18 protein-coding genes and 1 riboswitch are annotated in these 21,296 nt (G+C 39.3%); of the genes, 13 read left to right on the top strand and 5 right to left on the bottom strand.

Going from position 1 to position 21,296, the window contains the following annotated elements:
• Positions 1–25: 25 nt before the first annotated feature.
• Together HMPREF1517_RS05330 and HMPREF1517_RS05325 are read right to left on the bottom strand one after the other, a co-directional pair.
• Positions 26–796 carry a helix-turn-helix domain-containing protein gene (locus HMPREF1517_RS05330; RefSeq protein ID WP_037599872.1) on the bottom strand — a complete coding sequence of 257 codons (771 nt, stop codon included), beginning with the start codon at positions 794–796 and terminating at the stop codon, positions 26–28.
• A complete protein-coding gene (locus HMPREF1517_RS05325) occupies positions 793–1,962 on the bottom strand; it encodes a DnaA ATPase domain-containing protein (RefSeq protein ID WP_037599869.1) in 1,170 nt (389 codons plus the stop codon). The genes HMPREF1517_RS05330 and HMPREF1517_RS05325 overlap by 4 nt, the downstream gene beginning before the upstream one ends.
• Positions 1,963–2,300: 338 nt before the next feature.
• Here HMPREF1517_RS05325 and pyrF point away from each other — a divergent pair, with 338 nt between their 5' ends.
• From pyrF to nt5e, 6 genes are all read left to right on the top strand, one after another.
• Complete coding sequence (pyrF, locus tag HMPREF1517_RS05320) at positions 2,301–2,996, top strand: orotidine-5'-phosphate decarboxylase (protein ID WP_037599866.1); 696 nt, start codon at positions 2,301–2,303, stop codon at positions 2,994–2,996.
• An 87-nt stretch (positions 2,997–3,083) separates the two neighbouring features.
• Positions 3,084–3,713: an orotate phosphoribosyltransferase gene (gene pyrE / locus HMPREF1517_RS05315; protein ID WP_004182503.1), complete on the top strand. Its 630-nt coding sequence runs from the start codon at positions 3,084–3,086 to the stop codon at positions 3,711–3,713.
• Positions 3,714–3,798: 85 nt separating this feature from the next.
• Complete coding sequence (locus HMPREF1517_RS05310) at positions 3,799–5,250, top strand: amidase (RefSeq protein ID WP_037599864.1); 1,452 nt, start codon at positions 3,799–3,801, stop codon at positions 5,248–5,250.
• 109 nt (positions 5,251–5,359) lie between these two features.
• On the top strand, positions 5,360–6,208 hold the full coding sequence (locus HMPREF1517_RS05305; protein ID WP_037599861.1) for a transporter substrate-binding domain-containing protein: 849 nt from the start codon (positions 5,360–5,362) through the stop codon (positions 6,206–6,208).
• A 58-nt stretch (positions 6,209–6,266) separates the two neighbouring features.
• Positions 6,267–6,920: an amino acid ABC transporter permease gene (locus HMPREF1517_RS05300; protein ID WP_037599859.1), complete on the top strand. Its 654-nt coding sequence runs from the start codon at positions 6,267–6,269 to the stop codon at positions 6,918–6,920.
• Positions 6,921–7,029: 109 nt separating this feature from the next.
• Positions 7,030–9,276, top strand: coding sequence for a cell surface ecto-5'-nucleotidase Nt5e (gene nt5e, locus HMPREF1517_RS05295; protein WP_037599857.1), 2,247 nt, complete (start codon positions 7,030–7,032; stop codon positions 9,274–9,276).
• Between the two features lie 35 nt (positions 9,277–9,311).
• Here nt5e and HMPREF1517_RS05290 read toward each other — a convergent pair whose 3' ends face one another.
• The 3 genes from HMPREF1517_RS05290 to HMPREF1517_RS05280 form a co-directional block, all read right to left on the bottom strand.
• Positions 9,312–10,253: an AraC family transcriptional regulator gene (locus HMPREF1517_RS05290; protein ID WP_081370884.1), complete on the bottom strand. Its 942-nt coding sequence runs from the start codon at positions 10,251–10,253 to the stop codon at positions 9,312–9,314.
• 142 nt (positions 10,254–10,395) lie between these two features.
• Positions 10,396–11,766: a tRNA uridine-5-carboxymethylaminomethyl(34) synthesis GTPase MnmE gene (gene mnmE, locus HMPREF1517_RS05285; RefSeq protein ID WP_037599855.1), complete on the bottom strand. Its 1,371-nt coding sequence runs from the start codon at positions 11,764–11,766 to the stop codon at positions 10,396–10,398.
• 125 nt (positions 11,767–11,891) lie between these two features.
• Positions 11,892–13,235, bottom strand: coding sequence for an alanine/glycine:cation symporter family protein (locus HMPREF1517_RS05280; protein WP_037599853.1), 1,344 nt, complete (start codon positions 13,233–13,235; stop codon positions 11,892–11,894).
• 96 nt (positions 13,236–13,331) lie between these two features.
• Positions 13,332–13,438: riboswitch (glycine riboswitch) on the bottom strand.
• Between the two features lie 305 nt (positions 13,439–13,743).
• On the opposite strand from HMPREF1517_RS05280, the gene pcrA reads away from it, so the two are divergent.
• From pcrA to HMPREF1517_RS05245, 7 genes are all read left to right on the top strand, one after another.
• Positions 13,744–16,053: a DNA helicase PcrA gene (pcrA, locus tag HMPREF1517_RS05275; RefSeq protein WP_037599851.1), complete on the top strand. Its 2,310-nt coding sequence runs from the start codon at positions 13,744–13,746 to the stop codon at positions 16,051–16,053.
• Between the two features lie 120 nt (positions 16,054–16,173).
• Positions 16,174–17,454, top strand: coding sequence for an O-acetylhomoserine aminocarboxypropyltransferase/cysteine synthase family protein (locus HMPREF1517_RS05270; RefSeq protein WP_037599849.1), 1,281 nt, complete (start codon positions 16,174–16,176; stop codon positions 17,452–17,454).
• 60 nt (positions 17,455–17,514) lie between these two features.
• Positions 17,515–18,270, top strand: a complete 756-nt coding sequence (locus tag HMPREF1517_RS05265; RefSeq protein ID WP_037599847.1) for an HAD hydrolase family protein — start codon at positions 17,515–17,517, stop codon at positions 18,268–18,270.
• A gap of 64 nt (positions 18,271–18,334) precedes the next feature.
• Positions 18,335–18,829 (top strand): thiol peroxidase, encoded by a 495-nt coding sequence (gene tpx / locus HMPREF1517_RS05260; protein WP_037599845.1) that lies wholly within the window; start codon positions 18,335–18,337, stop codon positions 18,827–18,829.
• Positions 18,830–18,956: 127 nt separating this feature from the next.
• A complete protein-coding gene (locus HMPREF1517_RS05255; RefSeq protein ID WP_037599843.1) occupies positions 18,957–19,577 on the top strand; it encodes a restriction endonuclease subunit S in 621 nt (206 codons plus the stop codon).
• Positions 19,578–19,665: 88 nt separating this feature from the next.
• Positions 19,666–19,899 (top strand): DUF1858 domain-containing protein, encoded by a 234-nt coding sequence (locus HMPREF1517_RS05250; protein WP_037599840.1) that lies wholly within the window; start codon positions 19,666–19,668, stop codon positions 19,897–19,899.
• Between the two features lies 1 nt (position 19,900).
• The gene (locus HMPREF1517_RS05245) at positions 19,901–21,247 is read left to right on the top strand and encodes a DUF438 domain-containing protein (protein ID WP_037599838.1); all 1,347 of its coding nucleotides are present in this window, start codon (positions 19,901–19,903) and stop codon (positions 21,245–21,247) included.
• Positions 21,248–21,296: the final 49 nt, after the last annotated feature.

Here is a 21,296-nt window from a genome sequence, read left to right as displayed (position 1 = left end):
AAACTAAAACTTCCATCTTTTTTGATTATTTTCTTCTTCGAGCTCTGATTCCCTCAATTACAGTAGCAATTGCCTCTAATTCCCCGTCTGTTAAATGTTCACCATCTAGAACTAAGTTAAGTTGAGAGAGTTGTGAAATCTCAATTCCATTTGAATTCTCTTTCTTTATTTCTTCTTCCAGTCCAAATTTTGTAAGTGAATAATATATTTTCTCGTATGACTTGGGTAACTCATCAAAAGATTCCTCAATAAGTCTTTTAAGTTCATCTCTGTATTTCTCAAGCCAATACTGCGTAACCTCTGCGTCTATATCTAATGTTTCAATAAGATCTATTTTTTTATTAAGACGATTTGGTGTTGACTTTAATACATCAATGTTTAGTTCATGTTTCAAGTAGCTATTTTGGTAATCAGCAAAATCACTCCAACTATAACCTATGAAATATACATGCAAATCATAAGGTTCGATGTTCTTTAGATATAAACCTTTAGAATCTACACAAATTTTTCGACCACAACTGTAATATATAGTATCTTTGCCTTTATGTTCAATGGTAAGTTTACTTTTCCATTCCTCAAAACACTCAGTTGTTGTATAGCGATCCCGTAAAGTCTCGTCAAAACCACTAGCTTTAGCAAGAACTAAAAGATAACTCTCTAGGAATTTTTCTGAGGGAAGTCGTTTCCCAGTTTCAACTAGTGAGATAAGTGTTGATGATGTTTTTGTTTCCTGCTTGATATCTTGAGCAGTCAAAGATAGATTTTCACGTTTCTCTTTTAACCATTTTCCAATCATACAGCAACCTCTCTCGTAGTAATATCGATAATGTGTCCATTCGAAATAATGTCTTCACTTATAAACATTTCTATATTTTCTGGTCTCACGAAACTAGAAAATAAGACCTGTTGACCTTTATTTTGTAACCATTTTGTTAGTTTAATAAGTTCTTTTTTAGCCAATTCAGTTTTGAGGGAGTCGACACCCTCAAAAACAAGAAAATCAATTCCTTCAAAAATTTCAGAAACGTTCTGAGAAATTCCATCATCTTTATTTGATGCAATAATATCTTCAAATTCGGTTGCATTGAAGTATTCAACATTTAGTTCTGGGTGTAATTCAATTATTTTCTCGTAAAGAGAATTTAGTACTTTTTTTGTTGTTTCTAGTTCGTCACAATATAGAATAAGAGGAATAGATTCTTCATCCAAATTGGTGATAATTTTTTCAATAGTTTTATCTAGTAAGTTAGTCGGTTCATTGTTGAAGTTTTCTTCAAAACTATCTGAATGTTGATTACTGTAATATTGTAGTGTGCCATATAGATTATGAGCATCAAATCCTTCCCCCAAAAAAGTAACCTTATTTTGTTCACCTGTTGGGTAGGCTTTAATTAATTGGTTTAGTAGAACACCTATATCTATACCGTTTTTTAAAATTGCATCATAGATTTCTGAGTCGTTTTGATTTAATATATTTCCTTTATTTTCTATAAAGTCAAGGAAACTAATGACAATTTTTTCTTCCTCAGGAGAAAAAATTTCAATAGGAGCCTTAAGTGTTGTTTGTAACTGAACTACAAATGTATCAATTACCTCATTCTTAAGTTTATTTTTCTTTTTCGTCTCATAGCGTTCTTTAATTATATCCCATATGTTATTCCTTTTACCTTCCGAAATACTCATAAAGAAACGATCCAAGTAATAAATTATAAAATCTCCCGAGTCAAGTTTTTCGATATGAATATTATCTTTCCATTCCAAATAGTCAGTTTCATCATCTGTCATATTATCACTTACTGAAAGATCTGCTAGTTTATCTAGTATATCATAAAGCATGGTAGCCGATGGCAAGTGCTTATCGACTTGATAATTTTCTATCTGTTTCACTACCTTCTGATATTCATCTGAGTTATTGTTAACTCGAATTTTTTCAGCATGCATTTTCAATAGTTGTTCAAGCATCTTAACACCTCTTTCTAGTTTTACAATGTAATTTTACAACGTAAAAATACAAAAAGCAATAAAATTTACATTAAAATTTTACAATGTAAAAAATGAATGTAATCTATAATATTAGTCAATAGAAGTAGAGGTTTAGGTATTTAGAACAAAAATCCCCCTTTGACATTCCCTTATAAAAGCGCTATAATAAAAAAAATTGAACTGAACCTTTAATCGAGTCCAGAGAGGCGAGAAAGGTGTACTGAGATGCTACGGCATCACTAAAGGGTAGGGACTGCCCTATTTTCGTGCAACCTTCGCTGACTGGCGGAGGTTTTTTGTGTGAAAGGATATAAGAAATGAGAGAAAATCGTCCTGTTATTGCCCTTGATTTCCCGACTTTTGAGGATGTGAAGGCTTTCCTTGCTAAGTTTCCTGCTGATGAAAAGCTCTATGTGAAGATTGGTATGGAACTTTACTATGCGGCTGGGCCTGAGATTGTACGCTACGTTAAAGAGCTTGGTCATAGTGTTTTCCTGGACCTTAAGCTTCACGATATTCCAAATACTGTGAAATCAGCTATGCGTGTCTTGTCTAACCTTGGCGTTGATATGACTAATGTGCATGCAGCTGGTGGTGTGGAAATGATGAAGGCTGCGCGTGAAGGCTTGGGTGATGGTCCAATCTTGATTGCTGTAACTCAGTTGACCTCTACCTCTGAAGAGCAAATGCATGATTTCCAAAATATCCAAACGACACTTCAAGAATCAGTGGTTCATTATGCTAAAAAGACTGCTGAAGCAGGCCTTGATGGTGTTGTTTGCTCAGCACACGAAGTAGAAAAAATCAAAGAAGCAACAAATGAAGATTTCGTTTGTTTGACACCTGGTATTCGTCCAGCAGGAGCAGCAGTTGGTGACCAAAAACGTGTCATGACACCTGCCGATGCGCGCCAAATTGGTTCAGATTACATTGTTGTTGGTCGTCCAATTACACAAGCTGATGATCCAGTAGCAGCTTATCAAGACATCAAGGCTCAATGGACCGGTCAATAAATTTTCAAAAAGACCTTATTTCATAGGAAAATAGACCGAATTAGGTTATAATAAAGAGTAGAAAACGCTTTACGGAGGATAATAATTATGACATTAGCATCACAAATCGCATCTGACTTGCTTGATATCAAGGCTGTTTACCTTAAACCTGAAGAACCATTTACATGGGCATCAGGAATCAAATCACCAATCTACACAGACAATCGTATTACTTTGTCTTATCCAGAAACTCGTACACTTATCGAAAATGGTTTTGTGGAAAAAATTAAGGAAGAATTTCCTGAAGTAGAAGTGATTGCTGGTACTGCAACTGCTGGTATTCCTCACGGTGCTATCATCGCTGACAAGATGAACCTTCCATTTGCCTATATCCGTAGCAAACCAAAAGATCACGGTGCTGGTAACCAAATCGAAGGTCGTGTGGTTAAAGGCGAAAAAATGGTTGTTGTTGAAGACTTGATTTCAACTGGTGGATCAGTACTTGATGCTGTAGCAGCTGCAGAGCGTGAAGGGGCTGATGTTATCGGTGTTGTGGCTATCTTCACTTACGAATTGCCAAAAGCTGAGAAAAACTTCGCTGATGCTGGCGTGAAATTGGTCACTCTTTCAAACTACACTGAGTTGATCAAAGTGGCTAAAGTGCAAGGATACATCACAGCAGACGGACTTCAACTCTTGAAAAAATTTAAAGAAAACCAAGAAACTTGGCAAGACTAAATATCATGATTGAAGGCGGAACGTTTCAGGCGTTTCGTTTTTTTTAGTATAATTTAGGAAGTAATAGAAGCAGGGAGAATATAAGATGTCAGTAAATGAGTGGTCAGATGCAACGGCAATGGCTGAGGCCGTGCGAAATAAGACGGTCAGTCCCCGAGAACTAGTAAAGGATACTATAAGTGAAGCGGAAAGGACGAATACTAAAATCAATGCTATCGTCAGTCAACGTTACGAGAAAGCTTTAGAAGAAGCAGAAACTAGAGACTTTTCAGATAAACCTTTTGCTGGTGTCCCAATTTTCCTAAAGGATTTAGGTCAGGAGCAAGCTGGTGAGCCGTCAACAGCGGGTTCTCGCCTATTTACAAGTTATCGGGCTAAGGAAACGGATAATTATGTTAAGAAACTTGAGGAATTGGGCTTTATTATTTTAGGACGTTCTAGCACTCCTGAGTTTGGCTTCAAAAATATCAGTGATGCTCAGATTCATGGTCCTGTCAATCTACCTGATGATGTGAGGCGTAATGCTGGTGGCTCAAGTGGCGGTGCGGCTGCTATTGTGAGCTCTGGCATTTCTCCTTTGGCCCCAGCTAGTGACGGTGGGGGCTCTATTCGAATTCCAGCTTCCTTTAACGGCCTAATCGGTCTCAAGCCTACCAGAGGACGAATTCCTGTCGGTCCTGGTTCGTTTCGTGGATGGCAGGGAGCCTCTGTCCAGTTTGCTTTGACTAAGTCTGTTCGAGATACAAAATGCTTGCTTTATCATATGCAGACGTGTCAGATGGAAAGTCCCTTTATCTTGCCCAAACTTGACAAAGATTCTTTAGATAAACCAGTTCAACCTCTGAAGATTGCTTTTTCTACTGTCTCTCCTATTGGTGGTAAGGTATCAGAATCTGCTATTGCGGCGACAAAAAAGGCTGCTAGAACATTAGAAAGTCTAGGACATCATGTCCATGAAATCACCTATCAGCCCTTGAATGGGATTGAAGCTATGCAGTCTTACTACATCATGAATAGTGTTGAGACGGCTGCCATGTTTGATGGTATAGAGGCTGGTTTGGGACGTCAGATGACGCTTGAAGATATGGAGTTAATGACTTGGGCTATTTTCCAATCTGGTCAAAAGATTCCTGCCAAAGTTTACTCTAAAGTCCTAACTCAGTGGGACCAGTATAGCCATCAGATGGCGAATTTTCATGAGTCTTACGATATTCTTCTGACTCCTACAGTTGCGGATGTGGCACCTAAGCATGGGCAGTTTGCCCTCTCTGAAAGCCTACAGAACCAACTCAAGCATATGTCTGAGTTTGATTGGCCAAAACAACAAGAACTTATTTGGGATATGTTTGCGGATAGTTTAGATTGGACGCCTTTCACCCAACAAGCTAACCTGACGGGACAACCATCGATTTCTTTACCTGTCTATCGTGATGGGCAAGGGCTGTCCCTTGGTATTCAACTGACAGCCGCCAAGGGAAGAGAAGACCTCCTCTTACACTTGGCCCAACAAATGGAAGAAGGTTCGGTTTTTAGCTAGCTATACTCATTCTCGGTTCAATTTTTTGTAAAACCCTTTCAAATAGTGTAGTCTAAAATTATAAGTTTTTAACTTAACTTTATTATTTGTTTTAAGGAGACATATATAGATGAAAAAGAGATTTTTCGCCGTTTTTAGCTTAATTTTGGCTGCGGTCTTTTTGGTTGCCTGCTCGTCACAAAGTACAGGTGAGAAGAACTGGGAAAAGATTGAGAAACGTGGTAGCATCAAGGTTGCGACTGCTGGAACACTTTACCCACAAACCTACCACGATGATAAGAATAATTTGACTGGTTATGACGTTGAGATTCTCAAAGAAGTTGGAAAACGTCTTAAGTTGAAAATTGAATTCACTGAGATGGGTGTAGATGGCATGCTTACTGCTGTAAATAGTGGGCAAGTCGATATTGCTAACTACTCACTCGAAGACGACAACAAGAATGTTAAAAATTTCTTACGTTCTGAACCATACAAGTATTCCTTCACTTCAATGGTCGTTCGTGAATCGGATAATTCTGGAATCTCTTCATGGAAAGATCTCAAAGGCAAAAAGGCAGCCGGTGCTGCAAGTACAAAGTACATGAAGATTGCCAAAAAAATGGGTGCTGAACTCGTCGTATATGATAATGTTACCAATGACGTTTACATGCAAGACTTGGTAAATGGGCGTACAGACGTTATCGTCAACGATTACTATTTGCAAAAGATGGCAGTAGCCGCTATCAAAGACAAGTACCCAGTTAAGATCAACGACGGTATCTACAGTAACCCTTACTCAACAAGCTTTACCTTCTCATTGAAGAATAAAACCCTTCAAGAAAAGGTCAACAAAGCCATCAAAGACATGAAGAAAGATGGTACCCTTACCAAGATTTCAGAGAAATTCTTTGCTGGTCAAGACGTTACAAAGAAAACAAAAGTTGACTATACTGAGATTGATATCTCTGATGTTGAATAATATAAGCGATCCAATTGGATCGCTTATTTGCTAAAGAAATGTTTAGAAAGTTAGACTTATGATTATTGATTTTTCACTGATTCTAAAAAGCATTCCTTATGTCCTATCAGGTCTGCCTTATACCTTAGGAATCTCGCTTTTAAGCTTTATGGTTGGGAATGTTTTTGCAATCATCCTTGCCTTTATGCGAATGTCTCAAAAGCCTTGGTTAAAGTATCCAGCCCGCATTTATATTTCCATCATGCGTGGGGTTCCTATGTTGGTCGTGCTCTTCATTCTTTACTTTGGTTTGCCTTATGTTGGTGTTCAGCTACCTGCCCTTCTTTGTGCCTTTATTGGCTTCTCCTGTGTTAGTGCCGCTTATATGGCAGAGATTTTCCGTTCATCCATAGTTGCCGTAGATAAGGGGCAGTGGGAAGCAGCTCGCTCTCTTGGTCTTCCTCAGAAGTCTATTATCCGTCGGATTATCTTACCTCAGGCTATGCGTATAGCAGTAGCCCCTCTTGGTAATGTTATTATTGATATGGTTAAGAGTTCCTCATTGGCGGCTATGATTACAGTGCCTGACATTTTCCAAAATGCTAAGATTATCGGTGGGCGTGAGTATGACTACATGTCTATGTATATCCTAATCGCCCTTATTTACTGGACTTTGAGCTTTACTTTAGAACTGCTTGAAGGCTATCTTGAAAAACGTTTAGCCAGCTATTGATTTTTGAAAAAATTGTTTGAATATCTAATAAAATATTGAAATTTATTTAATTCTAATCTTATAAATGTGGTATAATAAAAGCGATTTAAAATCAGAAAGGTCTTTTGGAATGAAGAAGAAAACAGTCGTTGCAACGACACTATCAACCCTACTCGTCTCAACTGCCATCTTGGCTAATGCTGTCCAAGCTGACGAGATAGAAACTCATGCAGCTGTAACAGCACCAAGCACTGAAGTGGTAGCTACAGAGGCAACTACCAATGCGACATCTACTGCAGCAACAACTGGATCAAGCGAGTCTGCAGCTCCAGTAGCTAGTTCAACATCAGTTGTTACTGCTTCTACAGCTGAAACAAGCGAGACACCAGTTGCCACAACCAGTGAAACAGCAACTGCAACCACAACTCCTACAACAGAAGTCGTGACAAATGCTAGCACAAGTGCCAGCAACGACACTGTAACTGTTCTTCACACCAACGATGTTCATGGACGTATGGTTGAAGATGATCGTAACGGAGTTATTGGTGATGCCCTTTTGTCTGGTATCGTCAATGATTCTCGTTCAAAAGGAACAACCCTTGTCTTTGACTCTGGGGACTCATTCCAAGGTCTTCCAATCTCAAACAGCTCTAAGGGTGAGGACATGGCAAGCGTCATGAATGCTGTTGGTTTTGATGCCATGACAGTGGGTAACCATGAGTTCGATTTTGGTCTTGACCAATTGCGTCGTTTGAGCAAACAAATCAATTTCCCAATCATCACATCTAACGTTTATGTGAACGGCGTACGTCTTTTCCAACCATCTACAATCGTTGACAAAACACCTGGTGTTGATGGAGATGAAGTAGTTGTTATTGGTGTTACTACACCTGAGACAGCTACTAAGACACACCCACGTAATATCACTGGTGTCTCTTTCACCGATCCTATTACTGAGGTTAAAGCTGTTGTTGACCAAGTGGAATCAAATGCTCGTGCTGAAGGTAAGGAATACAAGACTTATATTGTCCTTAGTCACTTGGGTATAGATACAACAACTCCAGTTGAATGGCGTGGATCAACATTGGCAGAAGCTCTTTCAAACTATGCACCTTTGAAAGGAAAACGTGTTCTTGTCCTTGATGGTCACTCACACACTCTTCACACAGCAACATACGGCGATAATGTCACTTACAACCAAACTGGTAGCTACCTTAACAATGTCGGCCGCGTCGTTTATAATTCTGACCGTATCTTGTCACATGGCGTGATTTCACACGACGAAGCTAAGAAGAATTATCAAGTTAACCCAACAGTTAAAACTATGATTGATGATATCCAAGCTAAGTACAAGGCAGATTCTTCGAAAGTCGTTATCGAAAATAGTCCAGTTAAACTTAGCGGTGACCGTATGGACGTTCGTGTTCGCGAAACTAACCTTGGTAATGTTGTCGCTGATTCTCTCTTAGATTACGGACAATCAGCCTTCACACACAAGTCTAACCTTGCCGTAACAAACGGTGGTGGTCTTCGTGAAACAATTGCAAAAGACAAACCAATCACTAAAGGTGATATCATTGCCGTTCTTCCATTTGGTAACTCAGTTGCTCAAATTCAAGTGACAGGTCAAAATATCCATGATATGTTTGTCAAATCTCTTGGTTCTATTCTCCAAGTTGACGAAAGTGGTAAAACTGTTCTAGATGAAAATGGTCAACCTCTTCTTGAACCATCTGGCGGTTTCCTTCAAGTATCAGGAGCTCGTGTTTATTATGACACAACACTTCCAGCAGAAAAACGTATCTTATCAATTGACATTTTTGATCCAGAAACTGGTACCTATAAACCACTCAACACTAATAAAACTTACTACCTTGTAACGAATGACTTCTTAGCTGCTGGTGGTGATGGCTACACAATGCTTGGTGGTCCTCGTGAAGAAGGTCCTTCAATGGATACCGTCTTTGCGGATTACTTGACACATGCAGACCTATCTAAGTATGCAGTTATCAATCCAAACTCACGTACCATTTCTATTTCAAGTGCTGATTTTGCTGCCTTGAACAAAAAAGAAAATGCAGAAGACCCTACACTTAATCCATTGAGTCCTGTTACGCCATCTAGCGTTGCTGAAGACCTTAAAACAACTAAACCAGTTGTATCTAAAGTAGTAACGACACCTAATGGTAAAGTATTCTTCGTTTCAACAAGAAACGAAGCACTTAAAGAAACAGAAAAAGTGGCAGAAGCTTCTGCTCAAACTGAAGTTCTTCCTACAACAGGTGATAAGGCCTCACACGCTGGACTCCTTGGACTTGGAATGTTGCTAACTCTCTTTGGACTTAGTGGAAAACACAAAGGTAAAGAGAAATACTAAGAAGTTTGCAGATAAAAAAAGAGTTAACCATTTGGCTAACTCTTTTTTGTTTTCTTGTTGTTGCTATGTGTTTTTCGATACTGACTTGGTGTTTGGTCGTAATAGTGTTTAAATTGACGGTTGAAATTTGATAAATTGTTAAAACCAACATCAGTAGCAATTTCCAAAACTGGTTTTACGCTATTACGGAGCTCCTCACAAGCAGCATGTAGTCTTGCTTGAATGATAAATTCAGTACAAGAGGTGCCAGTATGTTGTTTAAAAATCGTCATAAAGTGTGTCTTACTATATCCCATGAGCTCTGACAACTTTTCAATCGTGAGATTTTCAGCATAATGTTGATTGATGTAATCAATGATTTCACGAATTTTATCATTTTTTCGATAATGATCATCAGAAGTTTTTCGCTTTACCAAACGATAGAAGTAGAGGAGGTAGATTAATTCTTCCAACTTTGACTTGAGAAGAAGTTCATAGTGACGATCTTTCTGACGAATCATCTTAAAAATCTCAAAAAGAAGAGCTTTAATTTCTGTATAACCCTCGTCTGACGGTCTTAGACATTGTTTAAACTTAAAATTGGAATTCTGTAAGGGCTGAAGATAACGGAGACTAAGCAGATCCACCAGAGACTGCCCCAACATATCCAAATGAAAATGAAGGGTATCAGTATGATGAGACTGATTATCTATGGGATGAATCGAATGAAGCTCATTAGGACATATCAAAAAAATATCTCCAGCCTGACTGTCAAAATAGTCATAATCAATATGATAGCGAGCTGTCCCCTCATAAACGTACTGTATTTCAAGTTCAGGATGCCAATGAAATAGAATATCAGGGCGTCCATTTTCGACCTTAGTTTCCGCCAGTCGAAACGGAAGCAGGTTATCATCAAAATCTATCAAATGTTTAAAATCAGTATCAGTAGCTGCTTGACTCATGATTAACCTTTCAAAACCATAGGATAATACCATGATAGCATTTTCTATCTTAAAAAGCATGAGTTAATCGTCTTATAGTATTGGTAGTTTTTTATTTACATAATTTTATTTCTGGAGTTATGTATGTAAAATAAAAAGATGACTAAGCATCCTTTTTACATAAATTTAGTTATGTTTATTTGCCTAGACAGAACTGACTAAAGAGTTGTGTAATGAGTTCATCTGGGGCGGCGTCACCAGTAATTTCTCCTAAAACTTCCCAGGTGCGTGTCATATCAACCTGTAAGAGGTCAACAGGCATGCCTAATTCAAGACCTTGATTGACTGCTTCAAGACTTTCGAGAGCTTTTTCAATGAGTGAAATGTGACGGGAATTTGAGAGATAAGTAGCATCTTTCTCCACTAGGCCAGCATTATCAAAGAAGAGCTGATTGATGCGATCTTCGATTTTGTCAATATTTTCATTCTTTAGGACTGAAATTGGAATGACATCTTCGGGAAGCTCTTCCATTTGGATTGCTTGTGGTAGGTCTGTCTTATTTAGAAGAATGATGCGATTGCTATTTTGACTGATTTCTAGTAATGTACGGTCTTGCTCTGTTAACGGTTCGGAGCTATTAAGCACAAGGAGAACCAGGTCAGCCTCTTCGAGAGCTTTCTTGGAACGCTCAACACCAATCTTTTCAACCACATCATCTGTGTCCCGAATACCAGCGGTATCGATTAACTTAAGTGGAACACCCTTGATATTAACGTATTCTTCAATGACATCACGGGTAGTACCTTCAATATCTGTTACGATAGCTTTCTCCTCGCGTAGGAGATTGTTAAGAAGACTAGATTTTCCGACATTTGGACGACCAATGATTGCCGTTGAAAGGCCTTCTCGTAGGATTTTCCCTCGTTTAGCAGTGGCCAGAAGATTTTCTAAAAGTGCTTGGAACTCTTGCGTTTTTTCACGGACAAGAGCTGTGGTGACTTCTTCAACATCATCATATTCTGGGTAATCAATATTAACTTCGACTTGAGCCAAGGTGTTAAGGATTTCTTGGCGAGTGTTGTTAATGAAATCCTTGAGCGACCCATCAAGTTGAGAGACGGCAACGGCCATAGCCTTATCAGTTTTAGCACGAATCAAATCCATAACAGCTTCGGCCTGAGTCAAGTCCACACGACCATTCAAAAAGGCACGTTTGGTGAATTCTCCAGGCTCAGCCATACGAGCTCCAGAACGAATAAGGAGTTGGAGGATTTCATTAGTCACAGCAACCCCACCGTGAGTGTTAATCTCCACGACATCCTCACGCGTAAAGGTCTTTGGCGCACGCATAACACTTACCATGACTTCATCAATGGTTTCCTCATTTTCGACAATATGGCCGTAATTGATAGTATGTGAAGCAACCGTTTCTAGCTCTCTTCCTTTGAAAACTTTATTAGCAATAGCAATAGCATCGGTTCCAGATAAGCGAACGATACCGATAGCACCCTCACCTAAGGGCGTTGAAATGGCAGTAATCGTATCAAATTCTTTGGTAATTGACATAGTTATTCCTTTGGATTTTTTCTGTATAAGTTTTAAAATGATTTAATTTCATTGTAACGCAAAAGAGCAGTAGTCGCAAGGATTGGTGCTAATAAAGCCAAGAAAAAAGAGCCTAAGCTCTTTTTTTATTTGTGGCGTTCAAAGTATGATTTGGTTTCTTTAATGATGATTGGTGAAAGCACTAGGAGGGCAATCAAGTTAGGCAATGCCATCAAGCCGTTTACGATATCCGCAATTTTCCAAACAACATCAAGTGTGAGGTAACCACCAAGAGCAACCATAACCACAAAAATGAGGCGGTAGAGTGGAAGGAATTTAGTTGATTTAAAAATGAATTCGAAACAACGTTCACCATAGTAAGACCAACCCAAGATTGTTGTAAAGGCAAAAAGAACTAAAGAAAGTGTTAAGGCAATCTCACCAAAAGTTCCGAAAACAGATGAGAAGGCTGCCTGTGTCATTGGGGCACCTTCCAGGCTACCTGACCATTGACCAGTTACAAGGATAGCAAGACCTGTAAGCGTACAGATGATAATCGTATCAATGAAGGTACCTGACATCGAAATCAAACCTTGTTCAACAGGTTCTTCGGTCTTAGCGGCAGCGGCAGCGATAGGAGCTGATCCAAGGCCTGACTCATTTGAGAAGACACCACGCGCAATACCAAGTCGCATAGCGACCATGACTGTTGCACCAGCAAAACCACCTACGGCTGCTTTACCAGTAAAGGCAGATTGGAAGACCATTTCAAGAACTGGTAAAAGTTGATTAAAGTTTGTAAAGATAACCACAAGAGCTGCTAGGATATAAAGTCCAGCCATAAATGGTACGACCTTTTCAGAAACTTTAGAGATAGATTGGATACCACCAAAAATGATGGCAGCAGTTATAAGAGCAAGTAAGATACTTACGATTTTTGGTGACCAGTCAAAGCTGTTTTGAAGTGAGGCGGTGATTGAGTTAACTTGAGAGAAAGTACCAATCCCCAACCATGCAACAAGCACACCTGCAAAGGCAAAGAAGTAGGCCAAAGGTTTAGCAATTGTTTGCCATTTTCCAGAGAAACCATGTGTGATGTAATACATTGGACCACCAGAAACATTACCTTGGTCGTCAAGTGTACGGAATTTAATAGCCAAAAGACCTTCGGAATATTTGGTTGCCATACCAAAGAAAGCGGCAATCCACATCCAGAAAAGGGCACCAGGTCCACCAGTTTTGATGGCTGTAGCTACCCCAACAATGTTACCTGTACCAACAGTTGCAGCAAGAGCTGTCGCAAGGGCTGCAAAACTAGAAATATCACCTTCACCTTTATCTTCAGCAAAGATAAGTTTAAAAGCTTTAGGAAGACGAAGAACTTGCAAAAGTCCAAGACGAAGCGTAAGGTAAATCCCAGTTCCTACAAGAAGGACCAAAAGGGGTGGACCCCAGACAAAATCATCAATGGTAGTAAAAAAGTCTAACATAAATGTAACAATCTCCTTTAACCGAGACGTCAAAAAAGAGGTTTGGCTTAACCAGACCTCTGAGAATACAAAGCTATTATTACAAGTTAAAAACTTGCGATGCTTTCTGTCCTTTTACCTGAGAGTTTCGGTTGTTACCCCTTGCCCCTTCGGTGTCTTGTTTACAGCTAAGGCTGCTTCAAGATCTCTCCAGAAGTCCGTCAATCACCAGTCTTCCTGATGACATCACTCGGTTTTTATTTTATTGTGGTTCTATCTTATCGAAAAAACCGAACAGTGTCAACACTAATTTTCGTCAAAACTATAAAAAACCGAATATTATACTTAAGAATCCCTTTCACCAAAACCTAGAAAAGCTTGGAATAACAATCATTTTAAGCAAACAACCTCCCAATAAAAACAAACGATTATTTGCTAAAGTTATTTCACACTCATTATGAATAGAGTCTGCATTTTCATCCAAAAAATGATAAAATAGTAGAGCTTATTTTTGAGAATGGAGAATATGATGAACCCATTATTAACTGGTATGAATGACAAACAGGCCGAAGCCGTCCAAACGACTGAAGGTCCTTTGTTGATTATGGCAGGTGCAGGATCAGGGAAGACACGTGTACTTACCCACCGAATTGCCTACCTTATCGACGAAAAAATGATCAATCCTTGGAATATTTTGGCCATTACCTTTACCAATAAGGCAGCTCGTGAGATGCGTGAGCGTGCTATGGCTTTAAACCCAGCAACTTCAGAAACCTTGATTGCGACCTTCCATAGTATGTGCGTGCGAATCCTTCGTCGTGAAGCGGACCATATTGGCTACAATCGAAACTTTACTATCGTGGATCCTGGTGAACAACGTACTTTGATGAAACGTATTCTCAAGAATCTTAATCTTGATCCTAAGAAGTGGAATGAACGTGCCATCTTAGGGACGATTTCCAACGCAAAAAATGACCTCTTGGATGAAGTGGCTTATGAGCACCAAGCTGGTGACATGTATACTCAAATCGTTGCTAAATGTTACAAAGCCTATCAGGAAGAGCTCCGTCGTAGTGAAGCCATGGATTTCGACGATTTGATTATGATGACTCTGCGTCTCTTTGACAAAAATCCCGATGTGCTCGCTTATTATCAGCAGCGTTATCAGTATATTCACGTGGATGAATATCAAGATACCAACCATGCTCAGTATCAGTTGGTAAAACTCTTAGCATCTCGCTTCAAGAATATCTGTGTCGTGGGTGATGCTGACCAATCAATCTACGGTTGGCGTGGGGCTGACATGCAGAACATCCTTGATTTTGAGAAGGACTATCCTGAAGCTAGGGTTGTCCTCTTGGAGGAAAACTACCGTTCAACCAAGAAAATACTCCAAGCAGCCAACGAAGTTATCAAGAACAACCGTAACCGCCGTCCTAAGAAACTTTGGACTCAAAATGATGACGGTGAACAAATTGTTTATTACCGTGCTAATGACGAGCGTGATGAAGCTGTTTTTGTTGCTTCAACTATTGATAACATTATTCGTGAAGAAGGTAAGAACTTCAAGGATTTCGCTGTACTTTACCGTACCAATGCTCAGTCTCGTACCATTGAAGAAGCTTTACTCAAGTCTAATATTCCATATACCATGGTTGGAGGAACAAAGTTCTATAGCCGTAAAGAAATTCGTGATGTCATTTCTTACTTGAACTTGATTGCCAATCCTGCTGATAATATTAGCTTTGAACGTGTCGTTAATGAACCTAAACGTGGAGTTGGGCCTGGGACACTAGAAAAGATTCGTAACTTTGCCTATGAGCAAAACATGAGCCTCCTAGATGCTTCAGCTAATATTATCTTGTCTCCTATTAAGGGGAAAGTAGCTCAGGGCGTTTACAATTTTGCTAACATGATTCTGAACCTACGCGACCAGCTAGATGGGCTAAGCATCACTGAAGCTGTAGAGGCTGTTTTGGATAAGTCTGGTTATCTGGATGCTCTTTCGATGCAACAAACACTTGAAAGTCAAGCGCGCATTGAAAATATCGAAGAATTCATGTCTGTTACTAAGAATTTTGACGAAACCAACACCGATGGTACGGAAGACGAGACAGGTATTGATCGTTTAGGCCGTTTCTTAAACGATTTAGCTTTAATTGCTGATACGGACGATGGTGATATGGAAGCAGCAGAGGTAACCTTGATGACTCTCCATGCTGCCAAAGGGCTTGAATTCCCAGTTGTCTTCCTAATTGGTATGGAAGAGGGAGTCTTCCCTTTGTCACGTGCCTCAGAAGAGCCAGATGAACTCGAAGAAGAGCGTCGTTTGGCTTACGTAGGTATCACTCGGGCGGAAGAGATTCTCTTCCTTACCAACGCTAATACGCGTACGCTTTTTGGTAAGACTAGCTATAATCGTCCTAGCCGTTTCTTACGTGAAATTTCAGATGATTTATTACAATATCAAGGTTTAGCACGTCCAGCCAATTCATCATTTGGTGTTCGTTTTACAAAAGAAGAGCCGACACAATTTGGTCAGGGCATGAGTTTACAACAAGCGCTTCAGAACAGAAAAGCAAATGCACAGCCGCAAAGACATACTGGTGTTCAGCCATTTTCAAAAGCCACTGGGGAACTACCTTTTGGTAAGACTTCAGACTCTGGCAGCTCAGCTACTGATTGGGAAATCGGAGATATCGCTCACCATAAGAAGTGGGGAGATGGTACCGTCCTAGAAGTAACTGGAAGTGGCAAGACACAGGAACTTAAGATAAAATTCCCAGAAGTTGGACTTAAAAAAGTCTTGGCAAGCGTAGCACCTATTGTGAAGAAATAGAAAGGGACCAAAAGGTCCTTTTTATAAGCCCTCCCTATCACATTGATAAAAAATTTCTATTAGACAGCTAGCTTTTCTGGGTGTAGAATGAAGGCAACTTTTGTTTTGGAGGACACCCATATGTCACGAGAATTTTCATTTGAAACCTTACAATTACACGCTGGACAAACACCTGACAAGGAAACAAAATCACGTGCTGTTCCAATTTACCAAACCACTTCATATGTTTTTGACGACGCTCAAGAAGGTGAAGATCTCTTTGCCCTTAGAAAGCCTGGTAATATTTACACACGTATTACCAATCCAACAGTAGCAGTACTTGAAGAACGTATTGCAGCCCTCGAAGGTGGTGTTGGGGCCTTGGCTACGGCATCAGGTATGGCTGCAATCACTTATGCTATCCTTGGTTTGGCACATGCTGGCGATCACGTTGTTGCTGCGACAACCCTCTATGGTGGGACATTCAATCTCTTAAAAGAAACTCTTCCACGCTATGGTATCACAACAACTTTTGTAGATGTTGACAATCCTGAAGAAATTGAAGCTGCTATCAAAGATAATACCAAGCTTGTCTTGATTGAGTCTTTGGGAAATCCGCTTATCAATATTCCTGATTTTGAAAAAATTGCTGAGATTGCTCACAATCATAAGATTCCATTGGTTGCTGACAATACTTTTGGAACTCCATATCTCATCAATGTTATCTCCCATGGTGTAGATATCGTGGTTCATTCTGCAACTAAGTTTATCGGTGGACATGGAACAACTATTGGAGGTCTTATCGTCGATTCTGGTAAATTTGATTGGGAAGCTTCAGGCAAATTCCCACAGTTGGTTGACGAGGACCCATCTTACCACAATATCAGCTATACGCGTGATGTTGGCCCAGCAGCATTTGTAACTGCCCTTCGTACACAACTTTTGCGTGACACAGGGGCTGCCTTGGCACCTTTCAATGCTTTCTTGCTCTTGCAAGGACTTGAAACACTTTCACTTCGTGTCGAACGCCACGTCGAAAATACGAAAAAAATCGTAGACTTTTTGGAAAATCATCCAAAAGTTGAAAAAGTTAACTATCCTGGATTACCATCAAGTCCTTACTATGATTTGGCACAAAAATACTTCCCTAAAGGTCCAGGTTCTATTTTCACTTTCCATGTTAAAGGTGGACAAGACGAAGCACGTACCGTAATTGATAGTCTTGAAATCTTCTCAGATTTAGCTAACGTTGCTGATGCAAAATCTTTGGTGGTGCACCCTGCAACAACGACTCACCAACAATTGGCAGAAGCTGATTTACTAGCTTGTGGTGTCACTCCAAATCAAATTCGTATCTCAGTTGGTTTGGAAAACGCAGATGATTTGATTGAAGATTTAAAACTAGCTCTTGATAAAATCTAAGTATTTCAATACAAAATAATTTAGCCAGCTCTTTAGCTGGTTTTTTGTTATACTATCCCTATGAAATTTGTTTTTGATTTGGATGGAACCCTATGTTTTGATGGTATGACCATGTCAAAAGACCTACAAAAGGTTCTTTTAACTGCACCAAAATACGGGCATGACATTATTTTTGCAACAGCACGCTCTTACAGAGACTGTCTTAGTATTTTAGAAGGAGAATTGAGAAAGCTGACAGTAGTTGGCTTAAACGGTGGTGAAATCTTTCAAGATGAACACTTAGTATCGCAATACACAATACCTTCTCCTGCTCTAAGAACGATTGTTAGCTACTGTGATACTTATAATCTCCCTTATTTTATTGATGATACCTTTAATTATGCTATTCAAAATCCTGAGCAAATCCCTTTTCTTTCAAATGTTGATCCATTAAACAAAGCAAGGATTTTGCCTGTTCATGAACTTAATGAGCCTATCAAAGTTGTTATTCCACTTGTAGAGCATGAAGATATACGTGAAGACTTTATCTTTAATCTAAACAAACTGGAATGTTTAGACCTTAGTTATCATGATATCGAAAGGTGTCTTTACATTAATCCTAAAGGTGTAACCAAGGCTAGTACTGTTTTAAACCACTTTGGTAAAGACTTTGTAGCTTTTGGAAATGATCAAAATGATATTTCTCTTTTCAAAAATGCTATATATGGAGTGCAAATTGGTGATTATCCCTACCTAAAAAACTTTGCGGATGAGGTTATTCCTGCAATTAATGCAGTTATTGCTGAAAAAATTAGACTACTGTTTGAAAAGTTCTAAACAAATGCTTAGGCTTATTGCTATATTTACAGTACAATAGTTAAAAAAGTATTGGAGGACTAACATGCCAAAATTTATTGGAAAACCAGTTACGGTAGCAGAAGACAAACAACTTCAAGTTGGAGATACCTTGCGTGACTTTAACTTGACCGCGACAGATTTGACGAAAAAATCACTTTCAGAATTCGATGGAAAGAAAAAAGTTATCTCTATCGTTCCATCAATCGATACTGGTATCTGTTCAACTCAAACACGTACCTTTAATAAGGAATTGTCAGAATTAGACGATACAGTAGTTATTACTATTTCAGTGGACCTACCATTTGCACAAGCTCGTTGGTGTGGTGCTGAAGGACTTGAAAATGCCATCATGCTTTCTGACTACTATGATAATAGTTTCGGTAAAGATTATGGTGTCCTCATTGAAGAATGGCACTTGTTAGCACGTGCAGTTTTAGTGGCAGATGCTGACAATAAGATTACTTATGTCGAATATTTGGACAATATCAATACTGATCCAAACTATGAAGCAGCAGTAGCAGCGGTTAAAAGCTTATAAAATGAGGCTCAGGTCTCTTTTTTATTTTTGCCTTTCTTACAGTTTTTACTTGCAAAAGTATTAGCTTCTTGCTATTATTGTATAGCAATACTCAATATGGATAGTAAAATATAAAAAAGGAGATTCAATGTCTGAAAAAGAAAGACCTCAACTGATTATCGATTACGAAGCTAATACAGACAAACTTGTTCGTTTAGGCGATGTTGTCGATCAATTTAAAGGGAAAGCTGTCCCTGCTAAGGCAGAACCTGGCGAATTTTCTGTCATTAATCTATCGGATATGACACCCAACGGCATTGCCTACGATGACCTAAAGACGTTTTCTGAAGAACGCCGGAAATTATTACGATTTCTCTTAGAAGATGGGGATGTTCTTATTGCTTCTAAGGGAACTGTACAAAAAGTTGCTGTTTTCGAAGATCAGGGCAAGCGAGAAGTTGTCGCCTCATCAAATATCACAGTATTACGACCTAAGGAAAAACTCCGTGGTTTCTACATCAAGTTTTTCCTTGAGACAGAGATTGGTCGTGCCTATTTAGACTATGCTGATAAAGGAAAGGCTGTCCTAAATTTGTCGACAGCTGACCTCTTGGATATCAAAATTCCTGAGATACCAATTGTGAAGCAAGATTATCAAATTGCTGCCTACTTGCGTGGGCGTGCTGATTACCACCGTAAGATGGTGAGGGCAGAGCAGGAGTGGGAAAATATCCAGCATAATGTCACAGAAGCTCTATTTGGAAATTAATCAAAAGCCAGCAAACTAAGATTTGTTGGTTTTTTTTCATTATTCTCGTGTATAATGGAAGTAGTAAATATGTTAATAGGAGGTCATTATGACTACCAACACTATAGATTTATCACAACCTGTTGCAACAATCATTAAAGAGCATCCAGAGGTTAAGGAATTACTGATTGATCTCGGTTTCAAGCCCTTGTCTAACCCAGCTATGCTAAATACTGTCGGTAAGGTAACAAGTCTAAAGGCTGGATCTAAGTTAGCAAATATTCCCTTAGAAAAAATTAAGCAAACCTTACTGTGCAATGGTTATGACGTAATTGGTGACTGATATGGAAGATAATCGTATTCAAATACTCAAAGAAATTCTACTAGATTTGCACCATGGAGCCAGTCCTGAGAGTGTTCAAGAGCGCTTCAATCAACACTTCAAGGGAGTATCTGCCCTCGAAATCTCTATGATGGAGCATGAATTGATGTCATCAGAAGATGGGGTTACCTTTGAAGACGTAATGAGCCTCTGTAATGTCCACGCAAACCTCTTTAAAGGTGCTATTGCAGATGTGGAAGTGGCAGACGCTGATCAAGAGGGCCACCCTGTTTATGTGTTTAAACAAGAGAATTTAGCCCTACGTTCAGCTATTCTCCGTATCCGACGTATCTTAGAAAATATTAGTAAGCCTGAAAATGAAGATTTTAAATCTGACCTGTTCAATGGACTTAAGCATCAGATGACTCTACTTGGTCAATTCCATAATCATTATACGCGTAAAGAAAAGCTTTTCTTTCCAATAATGGAGCGTTACGGCCATGACTCCCCTCCAAAAGTGATGTGGGGAGTAGACGATGACATCCGAAAACTTTTTAGAGCGGCAGAAGCTAAACTAAAAGAACTTCCAGATGCTGATTTAGAAGAATTTTCAAAGTCTTTCGAAGCATTCTCAGAAGAGTTTGAAGCCATGATTTTCAAAGAAGAGGCTATCTTACTTATGATTCTGCTTGAAACCTTCACGCAAGACGATTGGCTTTCGATTGCCGAAGAAAGCGATGCCTATGGCTATGCAATAATAAAACCTACAGCTGTCTGGAAACCTAAGCGTGAACGTTTTGAGGAGGTAAATGCTGATACATCGCAAGAACAATCTGAACTAAGTAGTGACGAACATCTGGACAATACCCGAATTATTGACACTCCCGAAGGGCAGTTCACCATCAGCTTCACTCCAAAACCAAAAACTGAAACTGTCGTAGATAGAGAAACGACTCAGCCTTTTGGCAATGGTTATCTTTCTGTGGAGCAGGCCAATCTCATTCTCAACCATCTTCCTTTGGAAATCACTTTCGTCAATAAAGACGATATTTTCCAGTACTATAATGATAATGTTCCCGCCAATGAAATGGTTTTTAAACGAACACCTAGCCAAATTGGACGAAACGTTGAACTTTGTCATCCGCCAAAAGTGCTTGATAAGGTCAAGAAAATCTTTGAATTACTGAAGAGTGGGGAGCGTGACCAAGTTCCAATGTGGTTCAAATCTGAACGTTTAGGGAAATTCGTTTATGTTACCTATGCAGCTGTTAGAGATGACAAGGGAGACTTTCAGGGTGTCCTAGAATATGTGCAGGATATTCAGCCTTTCTTTGAATTGGAAAGCGACCTTAATAGAGATATCGATTAATAAGCTAGCAGACCTGCGATTGCTTATGACTATAATACTTAAGAGGTTT

Origin of the sequence: Streptococcus sp. ACS2 (assembly GCF_000525585.1) — a bacterium.
Classification (GTDB): Bacteria; Bacillota; Bacilli; order Lactobacillales; family Streptococcaceae; genus Streptococcus.
This window is presented reverse-complemented; position numbering and strand designations above follow the sequence as displayed.